Origin of the sequence: Acinetobacter higginsii, from assembly GCF_000369525.1 — a bacterium.
GTDB classification, from domain to species: Bacteria; Pseudomonadota; Gammaproteobacteria; order Pseudomonadales; family Moraxellaceae; genus Acinetobacter; species Acinetobacter higginsii.
Window position 1 is genome coordinate 14,340 of sequence record NZ_KB850072.1, and the last position, 14,857, is coordinate 29,196.

A 14,857-nucleotide genomic window follows, 5' to 3' on the forward strand; every position below is an offset into this window, starting at 1 on the left:
TATTCGCTCCGTAATTACTTCTTAGCTGCTTCGATAAGTTCGATGAAATGATCGAACAATGGGGCACAGTCATGTGGACCAGGGCTGGCTTCAGGGTGACCCTGAAAACTGAATGCTGGTTTGTCAGTGCGATGAATACCTTGGTTTGTACCATCAAACAGTGAGCGATGTGTCACTTTTAAGTTTGCAGGTAAAGTACTCTCGTCAACAGCAAAGCCGTGGTTTTGAGAAGTAATCATCACTGTACCTTTCTCAAGGTTTTGTACAGGATGGTTAGCGCCGTGGTGACCATGATTCATTTTCATGGTTTTCGCGCCAGAAGCGAGAGCCAAAATTTGGTGACCCAAGCAAATACCGAATACAGGTAGATTGGTTGTATCAACAATGGTTTTCACTGCTTCAATTGCATAATCACATGCTGCTGGATCACCAGGACCATTTGATAAGAACACGCCATCTGGATTGAGTGCGAGCACTTTTTCAGCTGGGGTTTGTGCAGGAACAACAGTCAATTTACAACCACGGTCTGCAAGCATACGTAAGATGTTGGTTTTGACACCATAATCGTATGCAACAACATGAAATTTTAATTCTGGTTGAGTGAAACCTTCGCCCAAAGTCCAAGAGCCTTCAGTCCATTCAAAACCTGTTGGATCACAGCATTCTTTCGCAAGATCTAAACCGTTTAAACCACCAAATGCACGTGCTTTTGCAATTGCTTCTTCTTCTGTAATATTTTCGCCAGCAAGGATGCAACCATTTTGTGCACCTTTGTCACGTAGAATACGAGTCAATTTACGCGTATCAATATCAGCAATCGCAACAACATTATGTTGTTCTAAATATTCACTCAGTGATTGTTCAGCACGGAAATTACTATGTAATAAAGGCAGATCACGAATAATTAAACCATTCGCCCATACTTTATGGATGCGACCTGATTCAACGTCTTCACTATTACAGCCAGTATTTCCAATATGAGGATAAGTCAACGTCACAATTTGTTGTGCGTAGCTTGGGTCGGTCAAAATTTCTTGATAACCAGTCATGGCAGTGTTAAAAACGACTTCACCAGTCGTACTACCCGATGCACCGATAGACGTTCCTTTAAAGATCGTTCCATCTGCGAGGGCTAAAATGGCGGGGGTGCTCAAACCAAAGCTCCTGAACTAAGACCACAAAAATAGGGCTGTAAAAAAGCGAGAAGACATAAAAAAAGGCAGGCCGTCTTTAAAAAAACATGCCCCTCCTTCCAGTCTGCTCGCTTGTAACTTAACAGCGCATTATACGCATGAGTCCGTGAAAAGTCTATGTGTTTTATTTATTAAAGTCAGAATTTCCCAATTTCTTTTATAAGCATTCGCTGGGCAGTGTCTATTGCAAAATCAATCATCCTTCTATCGATATCATGAGATATTATGCAAATTGTCAGACAATTTTTTTTGTGTTTGGGATGTGGCCGTTTTATCTTATATCTAGCCAAAAAATCAACAATCAATAAAGAGGGTAATCAAAATGGCTGAGAATCAAACGACACCTGCAACTGCTGAAGAAGTAAAAACTGCTGTAGTTGAAAAAACCACGAAAGCGAAAGAAGCTGTTGCTGAAAAGACTGCTGAAGTCAAAGAAGTGGTTGCTGAAAAAACTGCAAAAGCGAAAGAAGTCGTTGCAGAAAAAACAGCGAAGGCAAAAGAAGTGATTGCGGAAACTCAAGAGCAAGCGAAAGAAGTGATCGCTGAGACCCAAGGCCAAGTGAAAGAAGCGTTAGCTGAAACTCAAGAAAAAATTGAGGCTGAAGCGAAAGAATTGAATCAAAACATTCAAAACCAGCTGACTCAAATCAAGCAAGATCTTCTAGAGCGTATTGAAGTGATTAAGACTCAACTTAATTCATCGCAAGGTAACTTACTTGAACTTAAAAATGCATTGAAAATTGAATTAAATGCATTGATTGAAGACCTGACCAAGGTAAGCAAAGAACTGAAAGATGACATTAGCCAGATTTCAGTGAAGCACAAAGATACGTTGGTGGGTAGCTTTAAACGCACTAAAGAACAAGCGGTTGAAGCTTGGAATAAAGTACGTGCTAGCTAATTAATTGCAGGCATAAAAAAAGCGAGAATTTTTCTCGCTTTTTTTATTTTTAAATTTAAAACTGATGTAACCAATCACGTTTGTTATGAAAGTCAGCTTGAGGACTACTGTGTTGCATCGCAAAATACTGCATACCTTGCGTAGTTTCCAGAACAGCAGTCAAACCAAGATATATGTCAGCCCATTTTAATTCATGCTCGCGCATAAATTGTGACAAATCTAAACTGACATTTAAGCCATAATGAGTGCGCTGTAAATGATTCAATTCAATGTCATATGCTGCAATCGGCGGCATATTTTCAGGAAAACGATATTCTTCAAATTGATAAACTTGCCAAGCCTGAGAAGGTGATAGATTAATTTCCCGATAGAAATCTTGATCTTTCACGCCGACAAAAATTTCAAAGCAAGTGTGTTCCCATAAAAAGTCTTGACGTGGATGTGCTGTGACTTGATTTGGGTAAATCAGAAATTGATTTGGGTCACGAACCCAAAAACCAACATTTAAGGTTGCTGGTGTTTGTTGTTCAATTGCTCCAACGACCGTAATGGCACTAAAGCGATCAAAGGCAGACAGTTCATAACTTGCCATCGTAATTACTTATTATTTAAATGAGCAAAACGAACCAAGTTAGACAGGTGTTGGTTTTGTTTCGCTGCTTTTTTATAGAGCAAAACAATTTTACCAATTTTCTGTACAGATTCTGCACCAGTTGCTTCAATAATCGCGTCAATCACTGCTGCACGTGCGTCACGATCTTCACCTGCAATTTTGACTTTAATGAGTTCATGATCATTCAGCGCACGATTTGTTTCTTCAATGACGTTTTCTGTAAGACCTTGGCCACCAACCATTACTACTGGATTAAGTGCATGACCAATTTGACGTAAACGTTTACGTTCAAGGATAGATAAAGCCGCCATTAAAAATACCTGATTGGAAAAACGACCTAGTATAACTTGCATCCCGATTCTAAGATAGATTCAGAAGGCAGGCACTTGAAACAAATATGTGAAAATTGCTGAAATATCCAATGATGATGATCGAAAAAAATCTGTAAAAGTTCGTGTGAATGAAGTACATCCGTACTGTAATGAGAGTAATTTTCACGTACAATGACTCATCAGAAGTTTTTTGAAATTTAGTGAGTTATGGCGACACGCATTACCAATCAAAAATTGTCTAAAAGCAGTCGTGTGTGGATGCGAGAGCACTTAGATGACCATTTTGTGAAGAAAGCACAAAAGGAAGGTTATCGCGCACGCGCGGCATATAAGTTACTTGAAATCCAAGAAAAATATAAAATGATCAAACCTGGGATGACGGTTGTCGACTTAGGCGCGGCACCAGGTAGTTGGTCGCAAATTGCAGGTAAATTGGTCGGCTCAAAAGGTCTAGTGATTGCTTCAGATATTCTGGCAATGGATGCTCTTCCAGATGTGACCTTCTTGCAAGGTGACTTCCGCGAGGAAGAAGTTTTCGAAAAATTGTTAAATATTTTAAATGGGCGTCAAGTAGACGTTGTAATTTCAGATATGGCCCCCAATACATCAGGTAATAGGGCTGTTGATCAACCTCGTCAAATTTACTTATGTGAATTGGCTTTGGATTTTGCTCAGAAAGTACTCGGACCCAACGGACAGTTTCTTGTTAAAGTGTTCCAAGGTTCAGGATTTGATGAGTTCAGAAAACAAGTGGTCGATGGTTTTGATGTATTAAAAACAGCCAAACCTGCGGCTTCACGTGCTCGATCGAAAGAAGTTTTTTTGATTGGTCAAGGTCGTAAAAAGGCATTGCAATAAAAGTGTACTTGCCAAGTTGTTAAAAATTGTGCATTTTGTACCTTTTAAGTTTTTTGCAACGCAAATTCATTGCTGTTTTTGTGAAGGTCAGCCAAGATTAGGTATGATCAAATTAGATTGATATGGGAATAAAGCCTTGAGCGATTACTTCAAGAATGCCGTATTGTGGCTCATCATACTCGGTGTTCTGATTTTGATTTTTAGCAACGTCAGTGACCGCAATAAGCCTGCAGCGATGAAATATTCTGATTTCGTTGCAGCGGTGAATGCTGGGCAAATTAAACAAGTCACAATTGACGGTTTAAATATTAATGGTGAAAAAACCAATGGCTCTGCCTTTGAGACGGTTCGTCCTCAAGTAGAAGACACTGAGTTGCTACCAAGCTTGAATAAACAAAATGTAGTTGTTGAAGGCACAGCGCCACAACGTCAAGGCATTTTGATGCAACTTCTCATTGCGAGTTTCCCTGTATTGCTCATCATCTTATTATTCATGTTCTTCATGCGTAATATGGGCGGTGGTGCAGGTGGCAAAAACGGTCCTATGAGTTTTGGTAAGTCAAAAGCAAAAATGTTATCTGAAGATCAAATCAAGTTAACATTTAGTGATGTTGCAGGCTGTGACGAAGCAAAACAAGAAGTGGTTGAAATCGTTGATTTCTTAAAAGACCCTGCTAAATTCAAACGCCTTGGTGCAACCATTCCACGTGGTGTACTGATGGTTGGTCCTCCAGGTACTGGTAAAACATTATTGGCGAAAGCCATTGCTGGCGAAGCTAAGGTTCCATTCTTTAGTATCTCTGGTTCTGACTTCGTTGAAATGTTTGTTGGTGTCGGTGCATCTCGTGTCCGTGACATGTTCGAGCAAGCAAAACGCCATGCGCCATGTATCATCTTTATTGATGAGATTGATGCAGTTGGTCGTCATCGTGGTTCGGGTACAGGTGGTGGTCATGATGAGCGTGAACAGACCCTGAACCAGATGCTTGTTGAAATGGACGGTTTTGAAGGCAATGAAGGCGTTATCGTTATTGCTGCAACCAACCGTGTTGATGTATTGGATAAAGCATTGCTTCGTCCAGGCCGTTTTGACCGTCAAGTAATGGTGGGTTTACCAGACATTCGTGGTCGTGAACAAATTTTGAATGTTCACTTGAAGAAACTTCCTTCTGTTACAGGTGTCGATCTTAAAGTTCTTGCACGTGGTACGCCAGGATTCTCAGGTGCGCAACTTGCAAACTTAGTCAATGAAGCTGCATTGTTTGCTGCTCGCCGTAATAAAAACACGGTAGATATGCATGACTTTGAAGATGCAAAAGACAAGATCTACATGGGCCCAGAACGTAAATCGATGGTGATTCGTGAAGAAGAACGTCGTGCGACGGCTTACCATGAAGCTGGCCATGCGATTGTTGCTGAAATTTTGCCAGGTACAGACCCTGTGCATAAAGTGACGATCATGCCTCGCGGTTGGGCATTGGGTGTGACTTGGCAGTTGCCTGAACAAGATCAGACCAGCCACTATAAAGATAAGATGTTGAATGAACTTTCTATCTTGTTTGGTGGTCGTATTGCAGAAGAAGTATTCATTAACCAAATGTCGACAGGTGCATCGAACGACTTTGAACGTGCAACCAAAATGGCACGTGCAATGGTAACTAAGTACGGTATGTCAGATCGCCTTGGTGTGATGGTATATGAAGATGAAAACCAAAATGGTTTCTTCGGTAATGTGGGTAGCCGTACGATTTCTGAAGCAACTCAACAAAAAGTTGATGAAGAAGTACGTCGTATCTTAGATGAACAATATAAAGTTGCACGTGACATCTTGGAAAATAACAAAGATATCGCTCATGCAATGGTGAAAGCGTTGATGGATTGGGAAACAATCGATCGTGACCAAATCCGTGACATCATGGAAGGTCGTGAGCCGCAACCACCTAAAGTTTATGTTGCTGAAAATCCAGTGGCTGCATTTGAACCGCCGAAAGATGGTCCATCTACTCCACCACCATTACCAGCAATGGGCTAATCAAAGATAAAATAAAAAGAGCGACTTCGGTCGCTCTTTTTTTGTCTCAATTTTGGCCTAAACTGAAAATAAATCATCAACGTTCTAGAGGCGGTCTTGTTAAAATAAGCCTGTCAAAGTAGGAAGAGTCTTGATCATGCAGTTGATGCCCTTATCACAATGTCAGTTACAGTGTGGCCGTTTTAGCTTAGACCTCTCCCAACCCCAAGTGATGGGGATTTTAAATGTCACGCCTGATTCATTTAGTGATGGTGGGCAACATCATCAAAAAGACCAAGCTATTCAACATGCATTGCAGATGATGCAAGATGGTGCCAGCATTATTGATATCGGTGGCGAGTCGACTCGTCCGAATGCTTCAGCAGTTGCATTGGAAGAAGAAATTCGTCGTGTGATTCCTGTGGTTGAAGCATTATCTAAATACGATGTGATCATCTCAATTGACACCAGTCAGCCAGAAGTGATGCGTGCAGCCGTTCAGGCTGGAGCGCATATCTGGAATGATGTCCGTGCATTGACTCGGCCTCAGGCCTTAGAAACGGCTGCAGAATTAAATATCCCTGTGGTGTTGATGCATATGCGCGGTGAACCCACCAATATGAACCAGTTGGATCAATATCAGGATGTGACCGAAGAGGTAATTTACGAGCTACAACAACGCTTAGATCAAGCGATTGCAGTTGGGGTGAGAAAAGAAAATATTATTATCGACCCAGGTTTTGGTTTTGCTAAAAATGCACAGCAAAACTTTCAATTACTGAGTGAGTTCTGGAAGCTTAATCGAATGGGTTATCCGATCTTATCAGGCTTATCACGGAAACGTTTTATTGGTGAAGCCTTAGATGGTGTGCCTGCACAGGAACGTGCTGTGGGGAGTGTAATGGGGCATCTGTTGAGTATTCAGCAGGGGGCAAGTATTGTTCGGGCGCATGATGTTAAAGCCACCAGCGATGCGATTAAAGTCTGGAACAGGATGCAAAATCATTAAGCTTGTATCCATCAGTAGAGCCCAAGGGCTCTATTGACTTGCTGAATCAGATTAAATATAACAAATATATAATGAAGATGAGTAATATTAAAAATGGAAAATAAAACAATCACATATAAAAGTTTATGGGTGTTTGCCCTGATTCTGAGTCTTGGTTTTATTGTTTCTGCTGGTGTAATGGGTTATGCGCTTAAGCAGTTTAATAGCACAAAAAATTCAATTACAGTCAAAGGCTTAGCTGAAAAGCCGATTCAAGCAGATTCTGCACGATGGGAAATCAACTTACAAACCAACCACACTTCTGACACGATTCCAGAAGCCTATCAATTACTTGATCAACAAATGAAAGCATTACAGGCCTTCTTTGTTGAACATGGTTTTAAAGCCGCAGATATGCAACTCGGAAATAAACGTTCTGATTCTTATTATGAGGAAGTCGATACAAGTGAAGGGCGTACCAAGCGGGAGTTTAAAGGCTATATTGCCTTGCAGTCTTTGGTGATCAGCAGTCGAGATATCAAGAAAATAGAACAGGCGGCAAAAGATGCTTATTTACTGGATGAAAAAGGCATTTCGATTGAACAAAAACCTGAATATCTAGTGTCGAATTTAGAAGAAATCAAAATGTCCTTGATTGCCAATGCCACCAAAAATGCCTATAGCCGAGCCAATGAGTTTGCCAAAGTCGGTGGGGTAAAGGTCGGGATGATGCGTTCAGCCAGCCAAGGTGCATTTTATATCCTGCCTGAAAGCGGTTCTGACGATGACAGTGATTATGGGGGCGCTTATGACAAAGCCACCATTAATAAAATTGCCCGCGTGGTGGTCACCATCAATTATGCGATTGAATAACGTTTCAGTCTTGAATTAAACCAAGCTCCTTTAAATTAAATAGATCGAAGGAAAGATACATACAAATACCATGTATCTTTCTTTTTTTGCATACAATCTTTGAATATCACCTTCATTTGAAAAGACAAAATAGAATTTAGGAATTTAAGCATGCACCAATCCACAAAAATATTAACACTGAGTTTGCTCAGTTGCATGATCATGGCTTGTAGTAGTCCTGTCAAACACAATGACCAAGTGATGATTGAAACAACGATGCCTGTATCGCCGTCACCGATTACCCAGTCAAATCAAGGCTTGGCTCAGACGCGTAAAATGATTGCACCTGCATCTTATATTGCAGTGATGCCAACGATGGAGAGACCACGGTTAGAGCAGAATACTGAAAAATACCAAAAAAATGAGGTCAATCCGGTTCATCGCGTGGCGGATCAAGCTGTTTCAACTTTTAGTATTGATGTGGATACGGGCAGTTATACCAATACCCGCCGTTTTTTGAATGATGGTCGTTTGCCACCTGTTGATGCGGTTCGTGCTGAGGAGATGATCAATTACTTTGATTATCAATATCCACAGCCGAATAGTATTCATCCATTTTCAGTTAGTACTGAAACAGTAGATTCGCCTTGGAAGGAAAATGCCAAGCTGATTAAAATTGGTATTCAAGCTAAAGATCTCACTACTAAACAATTACCTCCAGCCAATCTGGTATTTTTGGTGGATGTCTCAGGGAGTATGGATGCGCCTGATAAGTTACCTTTAGTCAAACAAACCCTGCGTTTACTCACCGAGCAATTACGTCCTCAAGACAAAGTCACTATTATTACTTATGCTAGCGGTGAAAAACTGGTTTTAGAGCCTACATCTGGAAATGAAAAAGACAAGATTTTAGCTGTGATTAACGCTTTGCAGGCAAGCGGGGCAACCGCAGGTGAACAAGCGATTCAACTGGCTTATAAACAAGCTGAAAAAGCTTTGATGAAAAACGGCATTAACCGAATTCTATTGGCGACAGATGGTGACTTTAATGTGGGCATCACTGACTTCAATACCTTAAAAGGTATGGTAGCGCAGAAACGAAAAAGCGGGATCTCGTTAACGACTTTAGGTTTTGGTACAGGTAACTATAATGAGCAGCTGATGGAGCAACTGGCAGATGCTGGGGATGGAAACTACAGCTATATCGATAATAAAAATGAAGCGAAAAAAGTAGTACAGCGTCAGCTTTCCTCGACATTAGCAACCGTTGCTCAGGATGTCAAAATTCAGGTGGAATTTAACCCTGCAACGGTGAAAGAATATCGCCTAGTCGGTTATGAAAATCGGATGCTAAAGCAGGAAGATTTCAATAATGATAAAGTTGATGCCGGCGATATTGGGGCAGGCCATAATGTCACAGCAATTTATGAAATCATTCCAGTTGGTCAGCAAGGTTGGCTCAATGATTCACGTTATCAGGAATCTTCGAAAACAGATACAGCAAAAAAGTCTGAATATGCTTTTGTCAACCTGCGCTATAAATTACCAAACCAAGAAAAAAGTATTTTGCTCAATCAAGCGGTGAAAGCTGAAAGTAAAACCCTTGCACAGGCCAATAACGATACCCGTTTTGCGATCGCAGTGGCTTCCTATGCGCAGCAACTAAAAGGTGGGCAATATAACGGAGCCATGGGCTGGGATCAAATTATTCAGTTGGCACAACAATCTGCCAAGCCTGATCCCTATCAAATGCGTGAGGAGTTTGTCGAACTTGCGAAGATTGCCAAAAGCTTGAGCGCGAAAAAAGATTAAACATTGTTTTAAAAAGCGGTTAGAAAAAACCGCTTTTTTTATGACTTAATATCGTGATTTTGGCTAAATTATGTTATAAGCATGGCGTTTTATTGGCATATTATTTTTTATGTTTGAAAATTTACTCCTCCCCATGTTTGACGATGAATATTATCCCGATATTCTCGTTGCCGAAGTGAAACAGCATATCCAGCAGTTTTCAAAAAAGGTCAGTCGTACCGATCTGTCTGAAACGGAAATCTATCGTTATGCACATCAGACCATGATTGAAATTAACGAAATGAAGCCGCAGTTTGAAGATTTGGAATCAAGCTTGGATGACACCGCCGCAGATTATATTGCTGAAGCGATGATGATGGTGGTGCAAGATGTCGGCTACCTAGATGTTGAAATGGAAGAATTGATTGCCAATCGAGAGTGGTAAATTTCACTCTCGTTGGTTTTTATAATAACAACAATTAATTCGCAGCTGCTCCATGCCAAAGTTTTGGTAACACAATTTGCCCTGAAATCCATGCTTCAATTTTGGGCTGTTGTATTTTTTGATAATACAGACTTTCGCTATTGATCAATAAGCCTAGCGTATCTCCCTGATTGAGTTGTCCATACACACTCGGTAATTCGATGCTTGGTGTTTTGCTGTTCTGATCCGTTAAACCTAATCGAATCTGATCATAGCTTGCTTTCTTGGCTGGATTAAACGGCACACTTTGATCATTTAAAATCGTATATTTCCCTGTGATCTTTGATTTGATCGCAACTGAGATAAATAAGGTTGCATCTGCATATTCAGGCGTTGTTTCCATATTTAAGGAAATAACTGGCGAACCTGCCATCGATGCTGATTGCTGTGCTGTGTGAATCGGTATAAATACCGCTTGGCTTGCTGTCGGTGCGATCCATGTTTTTTTCAGATCGTAGCTGGTTACAGGTTTAAGATCGGCAAAATGATTGACAGGACTTTGATCGACACATAATTCAGGTAATGATTCGGCTGGTGGTTGATCTTTTAGCTTCTGGTTAAACCAAGTCAAAATGGTTTTTTGTAGATTGTACTGCTGTTGATTGCCACAGCGAACCGATTTGCCAATATACCAAAAAGGGGTACTGCCTAAGGGAGAGTGCTGGGTAAAGGGCTGTAAATGGCCGCCTTGTACCCCAATCAAATGCACTTCATGTTGCGCCTGTTGGATACATTGTGCTGCTTTAATCCCTTCATTAAAAGGGAAGAGCACATCTCTGAAGCCTTGAATAATTAAGGCATCTGCCTGAGGGGCTTGATTATGACTGCAAAACCAGCTGGCTTGATGGGTGTTGAGAAAATCATAAGTCGATTGCTTTAATTGACCTTGCTGCGTATCCAGATAGGCCTGTTTCAATTCAGGATCAAATTTATTCCAATTCCACCAGTCGCCTATTAGATTGAGGAAAGCAATCCAGTTACTTTTAGGCACGCCATTGGGGGCGAGGCTATGCACAATGTCATACCACGTGGTAATTGGTACAATCGCCTGTAAACGTGGATCTAAAGCTGAAGCTAGATACTGCACACCACCGGCATAGGACTCACCAATCATACCGGTACGGACGCCGTTTTGATTTTTGGTTAGTTGCGGCAGGTTTTTTTCTGCCCAGTTCATCATGGTGATGACATCTTGTGCTTCTTTTTCTGGATCAGTCAGACGAATTTTTCCCTGACTGTCTCCATGTCCACGCTGGTCATAGCTAATCACCCAATAACCATTCTGCCAAGCGGTTTTTGCCACTTGGCCTGTTGGCAAAAGAAAGCCATATAAACTGAGTTCAGGCCGTTTCATTCGAGACAGACCAAAGCCATGCGTATGTAAGAGCAAAGGGGCGGTTTGATCCGATGTTAAATGCGGTTGATACACGGTAAATGCGAGTACCGTGCCATCAGCTGCAGTGGTTTTAGCTTGATAATAGCGCTGCTTGAGTTCTGTGGTTTTAAGCGTTATTGAATTGGGCTGTGTCGTCGCATGTACACAACCCTGTAACACCAATACCAGACTACAGCAAAGCCATAAAACGTAAGAACGCATCGATTATTTCATCCTTGAACAAATCTTTGAGATGTCACGCAGAGCGTTGGGACAGTGTACTTGAGCCGATCAATAGATACTATCATGGATCGGAGGTGTTACCTGACCGATCCGTTTGCATATTTATTGTGGGCGTGGTCGGTTTCGATAGGCATAAAGAAACAGACCGAAACACAGCAACATTAAACCTATGATCAGATGTGAACTGAGAGGCTCATGATTGAACAAAAAGCCCCAACAGGTGGCAAACACAGGCGTCAGAATGGTGATCAGCATCACTGTAGTTGGGTTGAGTTTTTGAATTAGATGAAAGTAAAAAATCATGGCCAGCACAGAAGAAAATAAGGCGCTATACAGCAGGGCCAAACTGGTTTGCAGACTCGGGAACTGCGTTGGTGCCTCAGCGAGAAAAAAAGGTAATAAACACAGATAGCCAAACCATGAAACCAGAGTTGAGCCTGTGGTTTGAATGATTGGATGAATTTCTGCGCCAACTTTGGCAACGCTAAACATTGAAAGTACATAGAGTAGAACCGCAATGATTTCATATAACACCCCAACTGAATCCAGCTGAATATGATCAGCACCTATACCGAGTGTCAGAGACAAGCCAAAAATTGCTAGTGTGAGTCCGTACCATTGACGTTTTAAAAAACGTTCGCGTTTTAGAATAAAGACGGCAATCAAACCTGACCAGAGTGGCGCCGTACCATAAATAATCGAAATCATACCCGATGAAACACGGGTTGCGCCCATATAGCAGAAGGTCATAGAGCCAAATAAGCCAACCGCACCTGCGCCATAACTGATCAAGGCCTGAGGTGTCAGAATAAGTTTTTGTCGGAAATAAAACAGGCAAATTAATGCCAACGGAATGGCGATACTAAAGCGGAAAAACAGTCCCCAAGCCCAATGAATTTCGTGCACAGTCAAAACCGCGGCCAAAGGTGTGAATGACCAGATCAGCACGACTGCGATAAATTGACCGACTGTGGCAAGGCGAGGGGAAACGAGAGCCACAGCCGGTTGCATCTGTGTGCTGGATATAAAATTCTTTTCGGGTAACTGGCTCATGTTGAGGTTCCTGTTATAACAACGGTAGATGGGGTTAAAAAATTTAGGCAACAAAAAAGGTCGCTGTTGAGGCGACCTTGGGATTCAAATGATGCTTTTTTAAGGGGGCATCGGATGAAGCTGTACAAAGTCTCCTCGCATAAAAATGCAGACACGTCGCCATGCTGCATGGGCAGAAATAGCATGCGAAATCACGATGACGGGTGCGAAAGACACTTTGTTGCTGAACATATCAATATTCTGAAATTAGCTTTAGATTTTTATAGCATAGGCTTTGGGTGAAAAATAGTCGTTCTCTCAAATAAAGATAAAAATATAAGCAAAGTAAATAAACAATTGGGCATTGCTAAAATTGCAGATTTTTCCATAATGTTGCCATCAAATTCTGAAAGAAGTTTGCTCTTGTCTGCCTTTGAAATTTTTGCGGTAGTGATTAGTCTGATTGGTGTGACCTTGACCATTCGACGCAATATGTGGTGTTGGTGGTTTAACTTTCTGGCGTGTAGTTTGTATGCCTATTTTTTCTTTACCATCAAGTTATATGGCGAAACGATCCTGCAATTTTTCTTTATTGCGATGAATCTTTATGGATTCTATTACTGGCTTAAAGGCAAACGTCAAGACCATGATATTCGGATTGAACCGATTGCCAAGACCACTGTATTGGCGCAAATGTGCTTGGCGCTGATTTTTGGTCTGTTGTTTGGCTTGATTCTTAAACACTTTACCGATGCTGCTGTACCGATGTTAGATTCACAATTGGTGGCATTTAGTTTACTTGCAACCTACTGGACCAGCCGTAAGCATATTGCCACTTGGATTCTCTGGATTTTTGTCAACATTATCTATGTCGGTATGTTTATTTACAAAGAGGTTTTCCTGACCGCGGGACTCTATGCAGCTTTTGTTGGATTGGCGGCCTATGGTTGGTGGCAATGGCAACAGGTCAAACAAAAACAACAGTTTCAACTATAAATACAAGGGCAGCTGAGCTGCCCTTGTTATTGTGTATTTAAGTCTTATTTCGTCGTTGCCTGATAGGTCTGTACAGCTTGACGGCCTAAAGCTGGATCATCGGTAAATACACCATCGACCCCCGCTTTAAAATAAAGCTGCATTTCTTTGATGGACCCTGTGCTGCAACGCTCAGCTGCTTTAGCGACATCAGCACTGCATTTCAGCGTATCGGGCAGGAAGTTGTTTTCTGGACGGAAGGTATAAGGATGTACTTTTAAATTGACTTTATGCGCATCCGCAATAAACGAAGTGGTCTGTGTCATTGCGGCATCTTTAAAGACATAGACTTTCCATGGACCGACACCATTGGCATAGCTTGAAACGTCTTTAAGACCCTGTGCCGTTGCCAGATCCGCATAGGTTTTAGGATTATTTTGCACAACATAATCTGCCGGTCTTGCTTCTGGCGCATCATAGAGCTGAATCAATTGTGCATGCTTAACACTCTTGTGTAAGTCGAGTTGGCTCTTTAAGTATTTTAAATTTCCAACTTCAAAAGATTGTAAATAAATAGGCGCAATATCTCGGCTGTATTGATACTTAGATAAGGTTTTTAGTAAAGCATCTTCCATCGCCAGATTCTGTTGCTGGAAGTAGGTCGGATGTTTAGTTTCAATATATAGACCAATGATTTTGCCTGTTTTTTTATAATGTGCTTCTGCCAGTTCAATGATTTGTTCTAAGGTTGGAATAGCATAGAGATCATTATACTTCTGGTTGTCTGGTCGGAATTGTGGAATACGTTCACGGGCTTTGAGTTGCTGTAACTCTTTTAAAGTGAAGTCTTCGGTAAACCAACCTTCTAAAGTGACCCCATCAATGACTTTTGTTTTTTTACGGTCTGCAAATTGAGATAGGGTGGAAACATTGGTGGTCCCACCAATTTCATTTTCATGTCGTGCGACCAAGGCACCATCTTTGGTTGAAACCAAGTCGGGTTCAATAAAATCAGCGCCGTCATCTATGGCTTTTTGATAAGAGGCGAGGGTATGTTCTGGTCGAAGCGCACTGGCACCACGATGTCCAATCACTAAAATTTTTGGCAGTTGATATTCAGGTGGAGTGGTCTTACTTTGATTATTATTGTCATCATTACAGCCTGCAAGACTGAGCAGGCAGAGACAAAGCGCAGCTTTTTTAAACATG

At 41.4% G+C, this 14,857-nt stretch carries 14 protein-coding genes; 8 read left to right on the plus strand and 6 right to left on the minus strand.

The window, feature by feature from the left end:
• Positions 1-14: 14 nt before the first annotated feature.
• On the minus strand, positions 15-1,154 hold the full coding sequence (carA, locus tag F902_RS06075) for a glutamine-hydrolyzing carbamoyl-phosphate synthase small subunit (protein WP_005201999.1): 1,140 nt from the start codon (positions 1,152-1,154) through the stop codon (positions 15-17).
• Positions 1,155-1,515: 361 nt separating this feature from the next.
• On the opposite strand from carA, the gene F902_RS06080 reads away from it, so the two are divergent.
• On the plus strand, positions 1,516-2,094 hold the full coding sequence (locus tag F902_RS06080) for a hypothetical protein (protein WP_004801599.1): 579 nt from the start codon (positions 1,516-1,518) through the stop codon (positions 2,092-2,094).
• A gap of 55 nt (positions 2,095-2,149) precedes the next feature.
• Here F902_RS06080 and F902_RS06085 read toward each other — a convergent pair whose 3' ends face one another.
• The gene (locus F902_RS06085; protein WP_005202000.1) at positions 2,150-2,686 is read right to left on the minus strand and encodes a DOMON-like domain-containing protein; all 537 of its coding nucleotides are present in this window, start codon (positions 2,684-2,686) and stop codon (positions 2,150-2,152) included.
• A gap of 5 nt (positions 2,687-2,691) precedes the next feature.
• Positions 2,692-3,018, minus strand: coding sequence for a ribosome assembly RNA-binding protein YhbY (gene yhbY / locus F902_RS06090; protein ID WP_005202001.1), 327 nt, complete (start codon positions 3,016-3,018; stop codon positions 2,692-2,694).
• A gap of 228 nt (positions 3,019-3,246) precedes the next feature.
• Between yhbY and rlmE the strand changes: the two genes are divergently transcribed.
• From rlmE to F902_RS06120, 6 genes are all read left to right on the plus strand, one after another.
• Positions 3,247-3,897, plus strand: a complete 651-nt coding sequence (rlmE, locus tag F902_RS06095; RefSeq protein ID WP_005202002.1) for a 23S rRNA (uridine(2552)-2'-O)-methyltransferase RlmE — start codon at positions 3,247-3,249, stop codon at positions 3,895-3,897.
• Positions 3,898-4,033: 136 nt separating this feature from the next.
• Complete coding sequence (gene ftsH, locus F902_RS06100; RefSeq protein WP_004801591.1) at positions 4,034-5,929, plus strand: ATP-dependent zinc metalloprotease FtsH; 1,896 nt, start codon at positions 4,034-4,036, stop codon at positions 5,927-5,929.
• Between the two features lie 136 nt (positions 5,930-6,065).
• Positions 6,066-6,917 (plus strand): dihydropteroate synthase, encoded by an 852-nt coding sequence (folP, locus tag F902_RS06105; protein WP_005202003.1) that lies wholly within the window; start codon positions 6,066-6,068, stop codon positions 6,915-6,917.
• 93 nt (positions 6,918-7,010) lie between these two features.
• Complete coding sequence (locus F902_RS06110; RefSeq protein ID WP_005202004.1) at positions 7,011-7,769, plus strand: SIMPL domain-containing protein; 759 nt, start codon at positions 7,011-7,013, stop codon at positions 7,767-7,769.
• Between the two features lie 150 nt (positions 7,770-7,919).
• Positions 7,920-9,560 (plus strand): vWA domain-containing protein, encoded by a 1,641-nt coding sequence (locus F902_RS06115; RefSeq protein WP_005202005.1) that lies wholly within the window; start codon positions 7,920-7,922, stop codon positions 9,558-9,560.
• 109 nt (positions 9,561-9,669) lie between these two features.
• Positions 9,670-9,984, plus strand: a complete 315-nt coding sequence (locus F902_RS06120; RefSeq protein WP_004801585.1) for a DUF5713 family protein — start codon at positions 9,670-9,672, stop codon at positions 9,982-9,984.
• 34 nt (positions 9,985-10,018) lie between these two features.
• Here the strand turns inward: F902_RS06120 and F902_RS06125 are convergent, their stop codons facing one another.
• Both F902_RS06125 and F902_RS06130 read right to left on the minus strand, forming a co-directional pair.
• The gene (locus F902_RS06125; RefSeq protein WP_005202006.1) at positions 10,019-11,620 is read right to left on the minus strand and encodes a CocE/NonD family hydrolase; all 1,602 of its coding nucleotides are present in this window, start codon (positions 11,618-11,620) and stop codon (positions 10,019-10,021) included.
• 123 nt (positions 11,621-11,743) lie between these two features.
• The gene (locus tag F902_RS06130; RefSeq protein WP_005202008.1) at positions 11,744-12,694 is read right to left on the minus strand and encodes a DMT family transporter; all 951 of its coding nucleotides are present in this window, start codon (positions 12,692-12,694) and stop codon (positions 11,744-11,746) included.
• Positions 12,695-13,096: 402 nt separating this feature from the next.
• Between F902_RS06130 and pnuC the strand changes: the two genes are divergently transcribed.
• Positions 13,097-13,669, plus strand: a complete 573-nt coding sequence (gene pnuC / locus F902_RS06135; protein ID WP_171061102.1) for a nicotinamide riboside transporter PnuC — start codon at positions 13,097-13,099, stop codon at positions 13,667-13,669.
• Positions 13,670-13,713: 44 nt separating this feature from the next.
• On the opposite strand, the gene F902_RS06140 is transcribed toward pnuC, so the two are convergent.
• Complete coding sequence (locus F902_RS06140; protein ID WP_005202010.1) at positions 13,714-14,856, minus strand: glycerophosphodiester phosphodiesterase; 1,143 nt, start codon at positions 14,854-14,856, stop codon at positions 13,714-13,716.
• Between the last annotated feature and the right edge of the window lies 1 nt (position 14,857).